The sequence below is a fragment of the Streptomyces sp. NPDC060031 genome, from assembly GCF_042736805.1.
In the GTDB taxonomy this organism is placed as follows: Bacteria; Actinomycetota; Actinomycetes; order Streptomycetales; family Streptomycetaceae; genus Streptomyces.
This window is the reverse complement of sequence record NZ_JBHWVM010000036.1, coordinates 1-17,447: the sequence shown is the minus strand read 5'-3', so window position 1 is coordinate 17,447 and position 17,447 is coordinate 1. Positions and strand designations below refer to the sequence as shown.

The following is a 17,447-nucleotide window of genomic DNA, read 5'->3' as shown; positions in this document are numbered from 1 at the left end:
CCGGCGGTGCTATCCGGCCAGGCAGGACGGCCCGAGCAGCACCTTGAGGTCGCCGAAGAGCGCCGGGTCGGGCTGGACCCGGTGCTTGTCGAGGCGCAGCACGGTGGTGGTGCGCGGCCCCTGGAGCTTGATCCGCACCTCGGTGTTGCCCCTGTGGTGGCGCAGGATCTCCCCCAGACGGGTCACCATCGGCGGGGTGACCTTGACGGTCGGGATGGTGAGGACGACCGGGGCGTTGGTCCCGGCGGAGGTCAGGTCGGGGACCATCATCTCCATGGCGACCAGGCGGGGGACGTCCTCGCGCTTGTCGAGGCGGCCCTTGACGAAGACGACGGTGTCCTCGACCAGCTGGGTGGAGACGAGCTGGTAGGTGGCCGGGAAGAACATGCACTCGATGGAGCCGGCCAGGTCCTCGACGGTGGCGATGGCCCAGGCGTTGCCCTGCTTGGTCATCTTGCGCTGGAGGCCCGAGATGATGCCGCCGATGGTGACCACGGCGCCGTCGGAGTGCTCGCCGCCGGTGAGCTGGGAGATTCCGGCGTCCGTCTTGTCGGAGAGCACGTGCTCCAGGCCGAAGAGCGGGTGGTCGGAGACGTAGAGGCCGAGCATCTCGCGCTCCTGGGCGAGGAGGTAGGACTTCTCCCACTCGACATCGGAGAACTCGACGTCGAGGCCGAAGCCCGGCTCGTCGCTCGCGGTCTCGTCACCCATTCCGCCGAAGAGGTCGAACTGGCCCTCGGCCTCCTTGCGCTTGACCGCCACCACGTTGTCGATCATCGGTTCGTGGTGGGCGACCAGGCCCTTGCGGGTGTGGCCCATCTCGTCGAAGGCGCCGGCCTTGATCAGCGACTCGACGGTCCGCTTGTTGCAGACGACGGCCTCGACCTTGTCCAGGAAGTCGGGGAAGGAGGAGTACTTCCCCTTGGCCTTCCTGGTCTTGATGATCGACTCGACGACGTTCTGGCCGACGTTGCGCACCGCGGTGAGGCCGAAGAGGATCACGTCGTCGCCCTGGGCGGCGAAGTTCGGCTCCGACTCGTTCACGTTCGGCGGGAGCACCTTGATGCCCATGCGCCGGCACTCGTTCAGGTAGATCGCGGACTTGTCCTTGTCGTCCTTGACCGAGGTGAGCAGACCGGCCATGTACTCGGCCGGGAAGTTCGCCTTGAGGTAGGCGGTCCAGTAGGAGACCAGCCCGTACGCGGCCGAGTGGGCCTTGTTGAAGGCGTAGCCGGCGAAGGGGACCAGGACGTCCCACAGGGCCTTGATCGCCTGGTCGCTGAAGCCCTTCTTCTTCGCACCCTCCTCGAAGATGACGAAGTTCTTCGCCAGCTCCTCGGGCTTCTTCTTGCCCATCACGCGGCGCAGGATGTCGGCCTCGCCGAGGGAGTACCCGGCGATGATCTGGGCGGCCTTCTGCACCTGCTCCTGGTAGACGATCAGTCCGTAGGTGACCGCGAGCACCTCTTCGAGCGGCCCCTCGAGCTCCGGGTGGATCGGGGTGATCTCCTGCTGCTTGTTCTTGCGCAGGGCGTAGTTCGTGTGCGAGTTCATGCCCATCGGGCCCGGCCGGTACAGGGCCGAGACGGCGGAGATGTCCTCGAAGTTGTCGGGCTTCATCAGGCGCAGCAGGGAGCGCATGGGCCCGCCGTCGAACTGGAAGACGCCGAGGGTGTCGCCGCGGCCGAGCAGTTCGAAGGTCTTGGGGTCGTCGAGCGGGAGGGCCAGGAGATCGATGTCGATCCCCTTGTTGGCCTTCACCATCTTGACGGCGTCGTCCATGATCGTGAGGTTGCGCAGGCCGAGGAAGTCCATCTTCAGCAGGCCGAGCGACTCGCAGCTCGGGTAGTCCCACTGGGTGATGGTGACGCCGTCGGAGTGCCGCACCCAGACGGGTACGTGGTCGGTGATCGTCTCGCTGGACATGATCACGCCGGCGGCGTGGACGCCCATCTGGCGGACCAGGCCCTCCACACCGCGGGCGGTGTCGATGACCTTCTTCACGTCGGGCTCGTTCTCGTACATCCCGCGGATCTCGCCGGCCTCGCCGTAGCGGGGGTGCGTGGGGTCGAGGATGCCGGAGAGCGGGATGCCCTTGCCGAGGACGTCGGCGGGCATGGCCTTGGTGAGCCGGTCGCCCATGGCGTACGGGTAGCCCAGGACGCGCGCGGAGTCCTTGATCGCGTTCTTGGCCTTGATGGTGCCGTACGTGCCGATCATGGCGACCTTGTCGGCGCCGTACTTCTCGGTCACGTACCGGATCACCTCGACGCGCCGACGCTCGTCGAAGTCGATGTCGACATCGGGCATGGAGACGCGCTCGGGGTTCAGGAAGCGCTCGAAGATCAGACCGTGGGTGATCGGGTCGAGGTCGGTGATGCCCATGGCGTACGCGACGATCGAGCCGGCCGCGGAGCCTCGGCCGGGGCCCACCGCGATGCCCTGGTTCTTGGCCCACATGATGAAGTCGGCGACCACGAGGAAGTAGCCCGGGAAGCCCATCGAGATGATCGTGTCCATCTCGTACTCGGCCTGCTTCATCCGGTCGTCCGGGATGCCGCCCGGGTAGCGGCGCTCCATGCCGCGCATGGTCTCCTCGCGGAACCAGGTGACCTCGGTGTAGCCGTCCGGGATGTCGAACTTCGGCATCAGGTTCCGGAACTGGAACATGCCTTCGGTTTCGACCTGTTCCGCGACCAGCCGCGTGTTGGCGCAGCCCTCCTGCCAGGCGTCCGAGGAGTCGATGGCGTACATCTCGTCCGTGGACTTCAGGTAGTAGCCGGTGCCGTCGAAGCGGAAGCGGTCCGGGTCCGAGAGGTTCTTGCCGGTCTGGATGCACAGCAGGGCGTCGTGCGCGCCGGCCTCGCTCGCGTAGGTGTAGTGCGAGTCGTTCGTCACCAGGGGCGGGATGCCGAGCTTCTTGCCGATTTCCAGCAGGCCGTCGCGGACCCGGCGCTCGATCTCGATGCCGTGGTCCATCAGCTCCAGGAAGTACCGGCCCTTGCCGAAGATGTCCTGGTACTCGGAGGCGGCCTTCAGGGCCTCGTCGAACTGGCCGAGGCGCAGTCTGGTCTGGAGCTCGCCCGACGGGCAGCCGGTGGAGGCGATCAGGCCCTCCGACCACTTGCTGATGGTCTCCTTGTCCATGCGCGGCCATTTGGTGAGCCAGCCCTCGGCGTACGCGTCGGAGGACAGCCGGAAGAGGTTGTTCAGGCCGGTGGCGTTCGCCGCCCAGATCGTCTTGTGGGTGTAACCACCGGAGCCGGAGACGTCGTCGCGCTTCTGGTGCGGCTGGCCCCACTGGATGCGGCGCTTGTTGCGCCGGGACTCGGGGGCGACGTACGCCTCGATGCCGATGATCGGGGTGACCCCGGCCTTCTTCGCACTGTGGAAGAAGTCATAGGCGCCGTGCAGGTTGCCGTGGTCGGACATGGCGATGTGCGTCATGCCCATCTCGTTGCACGCGTTGAACATGTCCTTCAGCCGCGCGGCACCGTCCAGCAGCGAGTACTGGGTGTGGACGTGCAGGTGCGTGAACGGCGGCTTGGTCACGGTGGGGGTCCTCCGGAGGGGAGAGAGGGGTGGCAGCTCTGAATCCTACGTCTCCCGGGTGACAGATCACGGGCACCGAGGGGGTACCTTCATCCGTTGCAGACCCAAGGACCCCGTCCGCAATGCGATCCACCCCGCGCCACCAGGAGGCACCCGCCATGGCGGTTCCCGAGACGACGAACGAACAGCGCGCCGAGCAGATACTCGACGTGTTCGACACCGCTTTCGGTGATCTGCTGAGCGCCGACCCCGCCGCCTTCCAGGTCAAATTCCGCAAGATGGCGGCCTCCGCCTTCGCCTTCTACCGGGGCACGGCCTGCCTCTTCTACGCGGACCTGGAGCGCGACCGGCACGGCGGCCCGTACCTGGACGAGCGCACCGGCCGGGTGTGGATCCACGGCGATCTGCACGCCGAGAACTTCGGCACGTACATGGACTCCAACGGCCGGCTGATCTTCAACGTCAACGACTTCGACGAGGCCTACGTCGGCCCCTTCACCTGGGACCTGAAGCGGTTCGCCGCCTCCGTCGCCCTGATCGGCTACACCAAGGCGCTCAGCGACGAGCAGATCAGCGAGCTGGTGCGGGTCTACGCCGGCGCCTACCGGGAGCGGATCCACCGCCTGGCCACCGGCGCCAAGGTCGAGGAGGTCCCCTCCTTCACCCTGGACACCGCCGAGGGCCCGCTGCTGGCGGCCCTGCGCTCGGCCCGCTCGCGCACCCGCTTCTCCCTGCTGGACTCGATGACGGAGATACGGGACTTCGAGCGCCGTTTCGCGCCCGGCGCGGGCACGATCGAGCTGGACGCGGCCACCCGCTACAAGGTGCTGGCCGCCTTCGACGGGTACCTGGAGACCCTGCCCGACGAGTCGCTGGTGCGGCCGGACTCCTACCGCGTCAAGGACGTCGTGGGCCGGCGCGGGGTCGGGATCGGCTCGGCCGGCCTGCCCTCGTACAACATCCTGTTGGAGGGGCACAGCGACGCCCTGGAGAACGACGTCGTGATCTACCTCAAGCAGGCGCAGACCCCTGCGGTGTCGCGGCACATCACCGACCGCGCGGTGCGGGACTACTTCCAGCACGAGGGTCACCGCACGGTCATCTCCCAGCGGGCGCTGCAGGCGCATGCGGACCCGTGGCTGGGCTGGACGGAGCTGGACGGGTCCGGGCAGCTGGTGGCGGAGGTCTCGCCGTACGCGGTGGACCTGGACTGGTCGGACCTGGACGACCCGGAGGAGATCGCGGCCGTCGTGGCGGACCTGGGCCGGGCGACGGCGACCATGCACGGGGCCGCCGACGCGGACGAGAGCGGGCAGACCCTGGTCCCCTTCTCCACGGAGCGGGCCATCGACGCGGCGATCGCCGCCGACGAGGAGGGCTTCGCGCGGCTGCTCGTGGACTTCGCCCACGCCTACGGGGCGCGGGCCCGCGCCGACCACCAGATCTTCGTGGACCTCTTCCGCAACGGCCGGATCATGTCCTAGTTCCAGCCTGCCCGGGACCCAGGCCCCGGATTCACAGGGACGCATGGCAGACTCGCCGCGATGGACATATCAGGGGCGGGACCGAGAGGGCTGCGAGCCGCGCTGTTCAGCACGCTCGTCGTGCTGCTCTCGGCCGGCTCGCACGTCCTCATGTCCCGGGTGCCGCTGCCTCCCCTGCTGGTGGGCGGCGCCTTCGCCGCCATGTTCGTGATCGCCTACGCGCTCGCGGGCCGCGAGCGGGGCCTCGGCCCCATCGCCGGCCTGCTCGTGCCGCTGGAGCTGGCCGCCGACACCGTCTTCACCGCCGGCCAGCACGTCTGCTACGGCCCGGCGGGCGGTCCCGTCTCGGGTCCGCTGCGCGCCCTGGGCCTGGCCGAGCTGTGCGGCGGTACGCCGGTGGGCGGCCCGCTGGCCGAGGTGACCGGGCCCGCCGCCGATCCGGTGGCGCTGCTGGCCGCGTCCGGGCCGTGGACTCCCTGGCTGCTGCTGGGCGCGCACGTCTCGGTCGGGCTGCTGGCCGCGGTGTGGCTGCGGCACGGGGAGCGCGCGCTGGGGCAGCTGCTGCGCGCGGTGGCCGCCTTCGCGTTCCGTCCGCTGCTGCTGGTCGCGGCCGCGGCGGCCTGCGGTCCGGCGCGGCGGGTGGCGCGGCCGGCGCCCCCGGGCGCGGGGGCCCGTACCCGGTTCCCCGCGCACTCCGTGGGACGGCGGGGACCTCCCGTACGCGGCGCTCTGGCGAGCGCCTGACGTACGGCAGCAGTCCCCCCCTTCACCCCAGTCACACCCAACGGAGAACACGATGAGCGCACGCAACAGCCAGGCGAACAAGGCGGCGGCCCGCGACCGGCTGCGCGCCGAGCGCGAGCAGCAGGCCAAGAAGGCCCGGGTCCGCCGGCAGATATTCGTGGCCGGCGGCGTCGTCGCGGCCCTCGCACTGGCCGGCGGCGTCGGCTACCTGGTCGTCCAGGCGAACCAGCCCGGCAAGTGGGAGAAGGCCGCGGACGCCGCCCTCGTCCAGCCGAAGAACACCACCGGCGAGAACGGCACGACCGTCGTCCTCGGCAAGGCGGACGCCAAGAAGACCCTGGAGCTGTACGAGGACTCGCGCTGCCCGGTCTGCGCGACCTTCGAGCAGACCATCGGCTCGCAGGTCAAGAAGGACCTCGACGCGGGCAAGTACAAGATCCAGTACATCGGCGCCACCTTCCTCGACAAGGGCTTCGGCGGCTCCGGCTCGAAGAACGCGCTGAGCGCGCTGGGCGCGGCGCTGAACGTCAGCCCGGACGCGTTCCTCGAGTACAAGACGGCCCTCTACTCCGCGACGAACCACCCGGAGGAGAAGGACGACAAGTTCGGCAAGGACGATTACCTGCTGAAGATCGCGGACGAGGTGCCGGCGCTCAAGGGCAACGCCGAGTTCAAGAAGGCCGTCGAGGACGGCACTTACAACCGCTGGGCGATCGAGATGTCGAAGGTCTTCGACAAGAGCGGCGTCCAGGGCACCCCGTCGCTGAAGATGGACGGCAAGAAGATCGACCCGTTGCCGCAGTCGGTCGAGCAGTTCACGACGGCGATCGACAAGGCCATCGCCGGCTGATCCACTCCCACGCGCACAAACGGACGGGCGAACTCCCAAAGTTCGCCCGTCCGTTGCTTTCACAGGGCTGTACCCGCGCATATACCGATCAGTAATATGACCGCCCGTGACCAGTCAACTCTCCTCTTCCACCGCCTCGTCGCCGCGCCGCCGTTCGGTCGTCCTGGCCGCGGCGGCCACGGCCGCGCTCGCCCCGATGGCCGCGCTGGGCGCCACCACCGCCCACGCCGCCGAGAGCGCCCCCGCCTTCCTGCACGGCGTCGCCTCCGGCGACCCGCTGCCCGACGGCATCCTGCTGTGGACCCGCGTCACCCCCGCCGCCGAGGCCGTACCCGGCTCGGGCAAGGGCGCATCCACCCTGGTGACCTGGGAGCTCGCCGAGGACAAGGGCTTCTCCCGGATCGTCGCCACCGGCTCCGTCAGCTCCTCCGCCGCCTCCGACCACACGGTCAAGGCCGACGTGCGCGGGCTGCGGCCGCAGACCTCGTACTGGTACCGCTTCACCGCGGGCACCACGCTCTCCCCGGTCGGACGCACCCGTACCGCCCCGGCCGCCGAGGCCGCGACCCCCGGGGTGCGCTTCGGCGTGGTCTCCTGCGCCAACTGGGAGTCGGGGTACTTCTCGGCGTACCGCCATCTGGCCGCGCGCGGCGACCTGGACGCGGTCCTGCACCTGGGCGACTACATCTACGAGTACCAGACCGGGGGCTACCCGGAGGACAAGTACGTCGTACGCCGCCACGAGCCGGCCCACGAGATCCTCACGCTGGCCGACTACCGCACCCGGCACGGCAAGTACAAGACGGACGCCGACCTCCAGGCCCTGCACCACGCGCACCCGATGATCGCCATCTGGGACGACCACGAGATAGCCAACGACACCTGGTCCGGCGGCGCCGAGAACCACACGCCGGGCACCGAGGGCGACTTCGCGGCCCGCGCGGCCGCCGCCCGCCAGGCGTACTTCGAGTGGATGCCGGTCCGCACCTCCACCGAGGGCACCGTCTACCGGCGGCTGCGCTTCGGCACCCTCGCCGACCTGCACCTGCTGGACCTGCGCACCTTCCGCTCGCAGCAGGTCGGGGTCGGCAGCGGCAAGGTGGACGACCCGGAGCGCACCATCACCGGGCGGGCCCAGCTGGACTGGCTGAAGGCCGGCCTGGCGGCCTCGCAGGCGACCTGGAAGCTGGTCGGCACCTCGGTGATGATCTCGCCGGTGGCCTTCGGCTCGCTCCCGGCACACCTGCTGGAGCCGCTCGCGGAGCTGCTCGGCCTGCCCAAGGGCGGCATCGCGATCAACGTGGACCAGTGGGACGGGTACACGGACGACCGCAAGGAGCTGCTGGGCCACCTGACGGACCGGGGCATCCGCAACACCGTCTTCCTGACCGGCGACATCCACATGGCGTGGGCGAACGACGTCCCGGTGACGGCGGCCACCTACCCGTGGTCGCGGTCCGCGGGCGTGGAGTTCGTGGTGACCTCGGTGACCTCCGACAACATCGACGAGATGCTGCACGTACCGGCGGACACGGCCTCGCTGGTGGCCGAGACGGCGATCAAGGCCGCCAACCGGCACGTGAAGTGGCTGGACATGGACGCCCACGGGTACGGCGTGCTGGACGTGACGGCCGAGCGCTCGCAGATGGACTACTACGTCGTCTCCGACAAGCGGCGGCAGGACGCGACGACCCGCTGGGAGCGCTCGTACCGCACGCTGAACGGCTCCCAGAAGGTGGAACGGGCCGACCAGCCGGTGCGCTGATCCAGCGTCAAATCTCTTGTCCGATGGGGCGCTTGGTGCAGACCAGGCGCCCCATCTTCAACATCGGCAACAAATCTTTTACTTCCAGACACTTGCGGATTGAATGACATGGACACGTAAGCTTCGCGCCAGCGTGAGGAAAAACCTCCGCCCCCACCACGCTTCCGAGGAGTCAACGTGCGCGCTGCTGCCCGCATATCCCCCCTGCTCCGTCGCCGCATCATGGGCTCCGCGCTCGTCGCGGGCACCTTGGCGTTCGCGCCGCTGACGGCCCCCACGACCGTCGCCGCCGCCCCCGTCAAGACCCCCGCCGAGGCCTGTGCCGAACAGGCCACCGGCGGCGCCGCCGCCAACGCCCGGGTCGCCCGCCCCAAGGACGCGCACTCCGCCGACCCGAACGAGGTCACCGCGGACCAGGTCAAGGCCATGGACGCCGACCTGGCGAAGAAGACGTCCCAGGCCAACGCGTGGCACGAGCGCCAGCTCGCCGGCTCGGCCGTGGCCGCGGCCACCACGTCCATCCCCGTGTACGTGCACGTCATCACCTCCGGCACCACCGGGAAGCTGACGGCCGCGCAGATCAACAGCCAGATCTCGGTCCTCAACTCCGCGTACGCCGGTCAGGGCTCCGGAAACGTGGACTCGGGCTTCCAGTTCAGCCTCGCCGGGACCGACTACACGGACAACGCCACCTGGTACAACGTCTCGGACGGCACCACGGCCGAGAAGAACATGAAGAACGCCCTGCGCAAGGGCGGGAAGAACGCGCTGAACCTCTACACCGCCAACCTCGGCGGCGGGCTGCTCGGCTGGGCCACCTTCCCCAGCTCCTACGCCTCCCAGCCCAAGATGGACGGCGTGGTCATCCTCAACTCCTCGATCCCCGGCGGCTCCGCCGCCAACTACAACGAGGGCGACACCGCCACCCACGAGGTCGGCCACTGGCTCGGGCTCTACCACACCTTCCAGGGCGGCTGCTCGGGCAGCGGTGACTCCGTCTCCGACACCCCGGCCGAGAAGAGCGCGGCCTTCGAGTGCCCCACCGGCCGTGACACCTGCACCGCCCCGGGCGCGGACCCGATCCACAACTTCATGGACTACACGTACGACTCCTGCATGTACCAGTTCACCGCGGGCCAGGTGTCCCGCATGAAGAGCATGTGGACGGCGTACCGCGCCTGACGCACGCGAAGGGGCCCGGTCCGGCACTCTCCTGCCGGACCGGGCCCCACCCCGTTGCTCCCGCGCCTAGATGCTGTCGAGGAAGGCCAGTGCGACCGTCCAGGTCTGCTCGGCGGCCTGCGCGTCGTAGTCGTCCAGACCCGGGTCGGTGAACAGGTGCCCGGCCCCCGGGTAGCTGTGGACCTCCACATCGGCCCCGGCCCGCTGCATCCGCAGGTACCAGGCGGTCAGCCAGTCGTGCGGCTCGAACGGGTCCGGGTCCGCGATGTGCAGCTGCACCGGAAGGTCGTCCACCGAGGCGCCGTCCTCCAGGTCGGCCGTCCCGTGCAGGAGCAGCAGCCCGCGCGCCTTCTCGTCGGCCAGCGCCAGGTGCTGGGCGACGGAGCCGCCGAAGGAGAAGCCGGCGTAGACCAGACCCTGGTCGGAGTACGGGGCGGAGGCCAGCACCGCCCGCTTGAGCAGCTCGTCACGGCCGATCTCGTCCTGGTGGGCCATGCCCTCCTCGACCGTCTCGAAGGTGCGTCCCTCGAAGAGGTCCGGTACGTGGACCACGTGACCGGCCGCGCGCAGCCGGTCGGCCGCCTCCTGCACGGCGGGCCGCAGGCCGTACGTCGAATGGAAGAGCATGATGTTCATGCCTCCCATCGTGCCAGTTGCCGAACGCCCGAGTACCCGGGCGGCTTCCGGTTACGTTGGAGCCCATGGACACGGACTCCGTACTGCGCCCGATCGCGGTCATCGGCGGCGCCCTGGCCGTCACCCTGCTCGCCGGGTGGCTGCTCGACCTGCTGCTGCGCCGCGCCGACGCCCGGCACGGCGAGACCCCCCTGTGGGGTCTGCTGCGGCGCTGCCGCCCGCCCTTCCAGCTGGTCCTCGGCGCCGGCCTGCTCAGGGGCTCCTACCACCAGATGAAGATCCTCCAGGACCACGAGGAGGGAGTGGGCCGGGCGCTCAGCCTCGTCCTGATCGCCGGGACCGCCTGGCTGCTGGTCGGCATCGCGACGGCGGTCGTCGACTCCACTTACGCGCGCTACGCGGCCCGCCACCCCAACGACGCCCGGGTCCGCCGGGTCCGCACCCAGGTCACCCTCATCCAGCGGGTCGTCACCACGGTCGTCGTGGTGGTCGCGGTGGCGGCCATGCTGCTCACCTTCCCCGCGATGCGGACGGTCGGCGCCTCGATGCTGGCCTCGGCCGGCGTGCTCGGCATCGTCGCCGGCATCGCCGCCCAGTCCTCCCTGAGCAACCTCTTCGCGGGACTGCAGATCGCCTTCGGCGACACCGTGCGGATCGGCGACACGGTGGTGGTCGACAAGGAGTGGGGCACGGTCGAGGAGATCACCCTGACCTTCCTCACCGTCCGCACCTGGGACGAGCGCCGCATCACGATGCCGGTCTCGTACTTCACGAGCAAGCCGTACGAGAACTGGTCGCGCGGCGGCGTGCAGATGACGGGCACCGTCTTTTGGCACCTGGACCACAGCGCGCCGATGGACCTGATGCGCGAGGAGCTCCAGCGGATCCTGATGGAAACCCCGGAGTGGGACGGCCGCACGGGCAACCTGGCCGTCACCGACACCACCCCGAACACCATGCAGGTCCGGGCGGTGGTGACGGCCAAGGACTCGGACGACGTCTGGAAGGTGCGCTGCGCGGTCCGCGAGCACATGGTCACCTGGCTGGTCACCCACCACCCGTACGCCCTGCCCCGGGTCACCACCTACGACGCCGAGCCCCCGCCGGGTCAAGCCTGAGCCGCGCTGCCCGGCGGCGGCGCCCGGCCACCGCTCAGAACGCCAGCCGGAACACCGCACCCCCGCCCGGCGCCCGCTCCACGGTCAGCTCGGCCGCGTGCGCCCGCGCGATCTGCCGGGCCATCGCCAGCCCCAGCCCCGACCCCGGCAGGGACCTGGCGGCGCCGGCCCGGTAGAAGCGGTCGAAGACGTACGGCAGGTCCTCCTCGGCGACGCCCGGCCCGTGGTCCCGTACGGTCAGCTCGGCCCGGCCGCCCGCGGCCGTCAGCTCCACCTCCACGGCGGCCCCGGCGGGGCTGAACTTCGCCGCGTTGTCGAGCAGGTTGCCCAGCAGCCGGCTCAGCCGCGCCGGCACCCCCGGCACCACCACCGTCTCCGCGCCCGCCACCCGGACGCGGAACGGGACCGCCGGCCAGTGCGCCCGCGCCGACTGCGCGCAAGCCTCCACCAGCGCGGCCAGCCTCACCTGTTCCACCAGCGCCTGCGGCTCCTCGTCCCGGGCCAGCTCGATCAGGTCGTTGACCAGGCCCGTCACCTCGCGCAGCTGCCGGCCCAGGGCGAGCGAGGCCCGCTGGCGCTGCTCGGGCGTCAGCCGCTCGCCCCGCGCCAGCAGTTCCGCGTTCGTGCGCAGCGCCGTCAGCGGGGTCCGCAGCTCGTGCGAGGCGTCCGCGACGAGCCGCCGCTGGGCCGTGACGGACTGCTCCAGCTCGCCCAGCATGGTGTTGAAGCTCCCGGCCAGCCGCGTGATCTCGTCCTCCCGCCCCGGCGGGGGCAGTACGATCCGGTGCCGCGGATCGCGGGTCGCGGCGATCCGCTCGGCCGTCGCCGCGATCCGGGTGACCGGCGCGAGGCCGGTACGGGAGACCCAGTACCCGAGCAGCGCGGCCAGCAGCACCCCGGCCGTGCCGATCAGAGCGAGCCAGCCCGCGGCCTCCGCGATCCCGTCCTGCACGGTGTCGGCCCGCAGCGCGACCTGGAGCGCCCGCCCCTTGGCGAAGTCGGTGGTCAGCATCCGCATCGGGTGCCCGGCCAGGGTGATGTCGGTGTAGTACGGGGCCCGCTCGCCGGCGGCGACCTCCCGGGCGGCGGGCGCCACCGGCAACTGCCCCGGCGGCCGCGGATCCTTGGCGGGGTCGGCCGGCACCACCTCCGCGCAGGCGGGCGCGGCCAGGAACCGGCACTCTCCCGCCAGGGTGCCCGGCGGGGCGCCCTGGTTGTGCCCGGCGGCGAGCCGGGCCGACTGGGTCAGGCTCAGGTCGAGCTGGTCGTAGAGGGCGTCGCGTACGACGAAGAAGGCCGCGGTGCACACGCCGACGGCCACCAGCGCCACCGCCGCGGTCGTGGCCAGCGCCAGCCGGGTCCGCAGCGGCCGGCGCCTGCGCCAGGCACCGCCGAGCCGGCGCCGCCCGAGCCCGCTCACGCCGCGTCCAGCCGGTACCCGACCCCGTGCACGGTGTGCACCAGCCGGGGCTCGCCGCCCGCCTCCAGTTTGCGGCGCAGGTAACCGACGTACACGGCCAGGGAGTTGGAGTCCGGACCGAAGTCCCGCCCCCACACCAGCTCCAGGATCAGCTCGCGCGGGAGCACCTGGCCGGGGTGGCGCAGGAGCAGTTCCAGCAGTGCGGCCTCGGTCCGGCTGAACTCCAGCGGCCGCTCCCCGCGCCGCCCGGTGCGGGTCTCGGGGTCGAGGACCACGTCGGCGTAGGCCAGGGCGGCCGGCTCCCCCGCCGGGTCCGGTGCGGCCCGCCGCAGCAGCGCCCGCACCCGCGCCACCAGCTCGTCCAGCGCGAACGGCTTGACCAGGTAGTCGTCGGCGCCCGCCTCCAGGCCGTCCACCCGCTCGCTCACCGAGTCCAGCGCGGTCAGGACGAGTACGGGCGTACGGTCACCGACCGCGCGCAGCTGCCGGCACACCCCGAGCCCGTCCAGCACCGGCATCATCACGTCAAGGACCACCGCGTCCGGCTGCCATCCGGCCACCTCGGCCAGCGCTGCCAGCCCGTCGGCGGCCCCGCGCACCTCGTACCCCTCCACGGCGAGACCGTCCTCGACGGCGGCCCGCACCTCCGGCTCGTCGTCCACCACCAAAATCCGCTGCCTGCTCATGGCGCTCATGACGCAAAGCCTGCCAAAGGGTCCGGGCGGTTCCTCTTAGAACGTTCTTAGACCACACCGGGACCGTGTGCCCATGACCACACGAGACACTCCTCTGGCTCCACTCTCCGTCGTGATCGGCGCGGGCGGCACCGGCGGCCACATCTACCCGGGACTCGCTCTCGCCGAGGCGCTGCGCGCCGCCGTCCCGGGGGCCGTGATCTCGTTCATCGGGACCGAGCGGGGCCTGGAGACCGAGCTGATCCCGGCCGCCGGGTACCGGCTGCACACCGTCGACATGATCCCCTTCGATCCGTCGCTGGGCGCGAAGCGCTACCTGTTGCCCGCCGCGCTGCTGCGCTCCGCGGGGCAGGCCCGGTCGGTGATCCGGGCGCAGGGCGCGCACGCCGTCGTCGGCATGGGCGGCTACCCGAGCGCGCCGGCCGTGCTCGGGGCCCGGCTGGCGGGGCTGCCCGCGGTGATCCACGAGTCCAACGCGGTGCCGGGGCGCGCCAACCAGTTCGCCGCCCGGCTCACCCCGCACATGGCGGTCGCCTTCGACCGCAGCCGGGCCCACCTGTCGGGCGGCGCGCGGGCAGTGACCACCGGCATGCCGATCTCCGCGGCCCTGTCGGGACTCGCGGAGATGCCCGCCGCGGACCGGGCGGCGCTGCGCCTCGACGCCCGGCGGGCCCTGGGCGTCCCGGACGGGCGGCGCCTGGTCGTCTTCAACGGCGGCAGTCTGGGCGCCGTCCGCCTCACCCGGGCCGCGACCGGCCTGGCCGCGCTCTGGCAGGGCCGGGACGACGTACAGCTGCTGGTCAAGACGGGTCCGGCGACACTGCCGGACACTGTCTCGGACCTCGCGGCCTCCGGCGGGCAGCGGATCGCGCGGGCCGTGCCGTACCTGGACCGGATGGACCTGGTGTACGCGGCCGCCGACCTGGTGGTGTGCCGGGCCGGTTCGGCGACGGTGGCGGAGCTCGCGGCGACCGGGGTCCCGTCCGTGCTCGTCCCCTACCCGTACGCCCCCGGCGACCACCAGACCCACAACGCCCGGGTGCTGTCCGACGCCGGCGCAGGGCTGCTGCTGCCCGACTCGGCGACGACCGCCGAGCAGCTCGCGGACCTCATCGGTCCGCTGCTGGCCGACCCGGCCCGGCTGTCGGCGATGGCCGGCGCCGCCGACCCCGGTCCGCACGCGCGGGCCGCCGAACTGCTGGCCGCGGAGGTCCTCCGTGTCAGTGGCCTCACTTCCACCGCTTTGGAGTACGCATGAGCATCGACTGGACCGACCGGACTGTCCTCGTCACCGGGGCCGAGGGCTTCATCGGCTCGACGCTGGTGGACCTGCTGGTGGCGCGGGGTGCGCGGGTGCGCGCCTTCGTGCACTACAAGCCGTACGCCGAGAAGGGCCACCTGGCCCGCTACCTCGCCGATCCGGACGGCCCGGTGGAGATGTGGGCGGGTGACGTCCGCGACGCGGGCCGGGTCAGCGACGCGGTGGCCGGCTGCGACACCGTCTTCCACCTGGCGGCGCTGATCGGGATCCCGTACAGCTACGCCTCGCCGGGCGCGTACGTCCAGACGAACGTGACCGGCACCGAGAACATGGCGGAGGCCTGTCGCCGCCACGGCGTGCGCCGCCTCGTGCACACCTCCACCAGCGAGGTCTACGGCACCGCCCTGACGGCCCCGATCTCCGAGAGCCACCCGCTCCAGCCGCAGTCCCCGTACTCCGCGTCGAAGATCGGCGCGGACATGATGGCGCTCTCCTTCCACCACGCCTTCGAGCTCCCGGTGACGGTGGTGCGGCCGTTCAACACCTACGGGCCGCGGCAGTCGGCGCGCGCCGTGATCCCGACGATCCTGGCGCAGCTCCACTCGGGCTCCCGGGAGATCCGCCTCGGCTCGACGACGCCGACGCGCGACTTCACCTACGTGACCGACACGGCCGCGGGCTTCCTCGCGGTGGCGGAGTGCGACCGGGCGCTGGGCGAGGTGGTCAACCTGGGCACCGGCGAGGAGATCTCCATCGGCGCCCTCGCCGACGCCCTGATCACCGCCTCGGGCCGGGACGCGGAGGTCGTCGTGGACCCGAGCCGCCTGCGGCCGTCGGGCAGCGAGGTCCAGCGGCTCCTGTCGGACAACACCCGCGCCCTGGAGTGGGCCGGCTGGAAGCCCGAGGTGTCCCTGACGGAGGGCCTGCGCCGCACCTCGGACTGGATCGCGGCGAACCTCCACCTCTTCGCCCCGGACCGCTACCAGGTGTGAGGCGCCCGGCGGGGCGCCCGGCCTACTGGCCCCGCAGGCTGCGTACGTCGAGGTGACGCAGGACCCGGTCGACGATCTCCGGATCGGCGCCGGGTTCGCTGCGTGCGGACAGCACCTCGTGGCGGGCGGCCGACATCATCTCCCGCTGGATCCGCTGGACGTCGCGGATCCGCTCGACCCGCTTCGCGTACGCCTCCCGCCGCTCCTCGTCCACCATGTCGGGGCTGATCCTCGCCCCGACGTCGTACGCCCGGCGGTACAGCACCTCCACCAGGTCCTCGGGAAGGTCCTCCACCTCCTCGATCTCCTTCAGCCGCCGCTTGGCGGCCTTGGCGGCGCGGACCGCCAGCCGGCGTGCGATCTCCCGCTCCGCGTCGGCGTCCGCCTCCACCCCCAGCCTCCGCACCAGCCACGGCAGGGTCAGCCCCTGGACCACCAGGGTCGCCATGATCACGGCGAAGGCGATGAAGACCATCTGGTCCCGCGCGGGGAACGGTTCGCCGCCGTCCGTACGGAACGGAATGGCCAGCGCCAGCGCCACGGAGGCCACCCCCCGCATCCCGGACCACCACATCACGACCGACTCCCGCCAGCTCAGCGGGATCTCCTCGTCGTAGTCCCGGCGCGAGTGCAGCCGCTTGGCCAGCCATCCCGCCGGCAGCAGCCACACCAGCCGTACGCCGACCACCACCACGACGACGACCGCCGCCCACCCGGCCATCTCCCACTCGCGGCCGCCCGCCGTGCCGAACACGTTGTGCAGCTCCAGCCCGATCAGCCCGAACGCCACGCCCGTGACGAGCATGTCGACGACCTCCCAGAACGTGTGCCCGGCGAGCCGCCCCAGCACGTCGTCGGCGTCGTTCGCGTACTCGGCGAGGAACAGCGCCGTGGTCAGCACGGCCAGCACCCCCGACCCGTGGAGCTCCTCCGCCACCACGTACGCGACGAACGGCACCAGCAGCGTGAGGCCGATCTGGAGCGTCGCGTCGCCGAGCCGCCCCATGAGCCGGTTCGCGATCCAGCCGAGCGCCAGTCCGACCGCCACGGCGACCACGGCGGAGAGCACGAACTCGCCGAGCGCGTCGGGCCAGGAGAAGGTGCCGCTGACGGCGGCGGCGATGGCCACGTGGTAGAGCACGATGGCGGTGACGTCGTTGAACAGGCCCTCGCCCTCCAGGATCGACACCAGTCGGCGGGGCAGCCCGAGCGAGCCGGCGACCGCGGTGGCGGCGACGGGGTCGGGCGGGGCGACGAGCGCGCCGAGCGCGACGGCCGCGGCGACGGGCAGCCCGGGTACGACGGCGTGCGCGACGGCGGCCACGGCGGCGGTGGTCACGAAGACCAGGGCGACGGCCAGCAGGAGGATGGGCCGCACATTGGCGGCGAACTGCCTCCAGGAGGTGCGCTGCACGGAGGCGTAGAGCAGCGGGGGCAGCACGAGGGGCAGGATGTACTCGGGCGGGATGTCGACATTCGGCACGGCCGGGACCAGCGCGAGCACCACCCCGCCGATGGTCATCAACACGGGCGCGGGCAGCCTCAGCCGGTCCCCGAGCGGAACGGTGACCACGGCCCCGAGCAACAGCACGAACAGGAGAGCAAGCTGATCCACTCCCCCACCCTGCCAGTCCGCTGCGCTTGGCGTTGCGCGGTGGGAAACGCGCGGCCCCGTGTCGGGGCTCCGCGCCCGCGCCTCAAACGCCGGCGGGGCTGGATCTTGACTGATGCCGCCTCACAACCAGCCC

13 protein-coding genes are annotated in these 17,447 nt (G+C 71.4%); 8 read left to right on the top strand and 5 right to left on the bottom strand.

Going from position 1 to position 17,447, the window contains the following annotated elements; translation table 11 throughout:
* Positions 1–9: 9 nt before the first annotated feature.
* Positions 10–3,552, bottom strand: a complete 3,543-nt coding sequence (gene dnaE / locus ACFWB8_RS18070; protein WP_385227308.1) for a DNA polymerase III subunit alpha — start codon at positions 3,550–3,552, stop codon at positions 10–12.
* A 158-nt stretch (positions 3,553–3,710) separates the two neighbouring features.
* Between dnaE and ACFWB8_RS18065 the strand changes: the two genes are divergently transcribed.
* The 5 genes from ACFWB8_RS18065 to ACFWB8_RS18045 all read left to right on the top strand — a co-directional run bounded on the left by ACFWB8_RS18065 (position 3,711) and on the right by ACFWB8_RS18045 (position 9,577).
* On the top strand, positions 3,711–5,036 hold the full coding sequence (locus tag ACFWB8_RS18065) for a DUF2252 domain-containing protein (protein ID WP_385227476.1): 1,326 nt from the start codon (positions 3,711–3,713) through the stop codon (positions 5,034–5,036).
* 60 nt (positions 5,037–5,096) lie between these two features.
* Entirely contained in the window at positions 5,097–5,780 is a 684-nt protein-coding gene (locus ACFWB8_RS18060; RefSeq protein ID WP_385227305.1) for a hypothetical protein, read from the top strand.
* A gap of 52 nt (positions 5,781–5,832) precedes the next feature.
* Positions 5,833–6,630: a DsbA family protein gene (locus ACFWB8_RS18055; RefSeq protein ID WP_385227302.1), complete on the top strand. Its 798-nt coding sequence runs from the start codon at positions 5,833–5,835 to the stop codon at positions 6,628–6,630.
* A gap of 106 nt (positions 6,631–6,736) precedes the next feature.
* Positions 6,737–8,395, top strand: coding sequence for an alkaline phosphatase D family protein (locus ACFWB8_RS18050; protein WP_385227299.1), 1,659 nt, complete (start codon positions 6,737–6,739; stop codon positions 8,393–8,395).
* 222 nt (positions 8,396–8,617) lie between these two features.
* Positions 8,618–9,577, top strand: a complete 960-nt coding sequence (locus tag ACFWB8_RS18045) for a zinc metalloprotease (RefSeq protein WP_385227473.1) — start codon at positions 8,618–8,620, stop codon at positions 9,575–9,577.
* 66 nt (positions 9,578–9,643) lie between these two features.
* Here ACFWB8_RS18045 and ACFWB8_RS18040 read toward each other — a convergent pair whose 3' ends face one another.
* Positions 9,644–10,213, bottom strand: coding sequence for a dienelactone hydrolase family protein (locus ACFWB8_RS18040; protein WP_385227297.1), 570 nt, complete (start codon positions 10,211–10,213; stop codon positions 9,644–9,646).
* A 65-nt stretch (positions 10,214–10,278) separates the two neighbouring features.
* Here ACFWB8_RS18040 and ACFWB8_RS18035 point away from each other — a divergent pair, with 65 nt between their 5' ends.
* Positions 10,279–11,331: a mechanosensitive ion channel family protein gene (locus ACFWB8_RS18035; RefSeq protein ID WP_385227294.1), complete on the top strand. Its 1,053-nt coding sequence runs from the start codon at positions 10,279–10,281 to the stop codon at positions 11,329–11,331.
* A gap of 34 nt (positions 11,332–11,365) precedes the next feature.
* Here the strand turns inward: ACFWB8_RS18035 and ACFWB8_RS18030 are convergent, their stop codons facing one another.
* Together ACFWB8_RS18030 and ACFWB8_RS18025 are read right to left on the bottom strand one after the other, a co-directional pair.
* A complete protein-coding gene (locus ACFWB8_RS18030; protein WP_385227291.1) occupies positions 11,366–12,751 on the bottom strand; it encodes a sensor histidine kinase in 1,386 nt (461 codons plus the stop codon).
* Positions 12,748–13,437, bottom strand: coding sequence for a response regulator transcription factor (locus ACFWB8_RS18025; protein WP_385227470.1), 690 nt, complete (start codon positions 13,435–13,437; stop codon positions 12,748–12,750). Before ACFWB8_RS18025 ends, ACFWB8_RS18030 begins: the two co-directional genes overlap by 4 nt.
* An 82-nt stretch (positions 13,438–13,519) precedes the next feature.
* Here ACFWB8_RS18025 and ACFWB8_RS18020 point away from each other — a divergent pair, with 82 nt between their 5' ends.
* Both ACFWB8_RS18020 and ACFWB8_RS18015 read left to right on the top strand, forming a co-directional pair.
* Entirely contained in the window at positions 13,520–14,704 is a 1,185-nt protein-coding gene (locus ACFWB8_RS18020; protein ID WP_385227288.1) for a glycosyltransferase, read from the top strand.
* Complete coding sequence (locus ACFWB8_RS18015) at positions 14,701–15,699, top strand: SDR family NAD(P)-dependent oxidoreductase (RefSeq protein WP_385227285.1); 999 nt, start codon at positions 14,701–14,703, stop codon at positions 15,697–15,699. The genes ACFWB8_RS18020 and ACFWB8_RS18015 overlap by 4 nt, the downstream gene beginning before the upstream one ends.
* 22 nt (positions 15,700–15,721) lie before the next feature.
* On the opposite strand, the gene ACFWB8_RS18010 is transcribed toward ACFWB8_RS18015, so the two are convergent.
* Positions 15,722–17,314 carry a Na+/H+ antiporter gene (locus tag ACFWB8_RS18010; RefSeq protein ID WP_385227282.1) on the bottom strand — a complete coding sequence of 531 codons (1,593 nt, stop codon included), beginning with the start codon at positions 17,312–17,314 and terminating at the stop codon, positions 15,722–15,724.
* Between the last annotated feature and the right edge of the window lie 133 nt (positions 17,315–17,447).

Coding starts and splice junctions, on each gene's coding strand:
- ACFWB8_RS18065 (WP_385227476.1), top strand. CDS start 3,711: ATGGCGGTTCCCGAGACGACGAACGAACAGCGCGCCGAGCAGATACTC.
- ACFWB8_RS18060 (WP_385227305.1), top strand. CDS start 5,097: ATGGACATATCAGGGGCGGGACCGAGAGGGCTGCGAGCCGCGCTGTTC.
- ACFWB8_RS18055 (WP_385227302.1), top strand. CDS start 5,833: ATGAGCGCACGCAACAGCCAGGCGAACAAGGCGGCGGCCCGCGACCGG.
- ACFWB8_RS18045 (WP_385227473.1), top strand. CDS start 8,618: ATGGGCTCCGCGCTCGTCGCGGGCACCTTGGCGTTCGCGCCGCTGACG.
- ACFWB8_RS18040 (WP_385227297.1), bottom strand. CDS start 10,213: ATGAACATCATGCTCTTCCATTCGACGTACGGCCTGCGGCCCGCCGTG.
- ACFWB8_RS18035 (WP_385227294.1), top strand. CDS start 10,279: ATGGACACGGACTCCGTACTGCGCCCGATCGCGGTCATCGGCGGCGCC.
- ACFWB8_RS18025 (WP_385227470.1), bottom strand. CDS start 13,437: ATGAGCAGGCAGCGGATTTTGGTGGTGGACGACGAGCCGGAGGTGCGG.
- ACFWB8_RS18020 (WP_385227288.1), top strand. CDS start 13,520: ATGACCACACGAGACACTCCTCTGGCTCCACTCTCCGTCGTGATCGGC.
- ACFWB8_RS18015 (WP_385227285.1), top strand. CDS start 14,701: ATGAGCATCGACTGGACCGACCGGACTGTCCTCGTCACCGGGGCCGAG.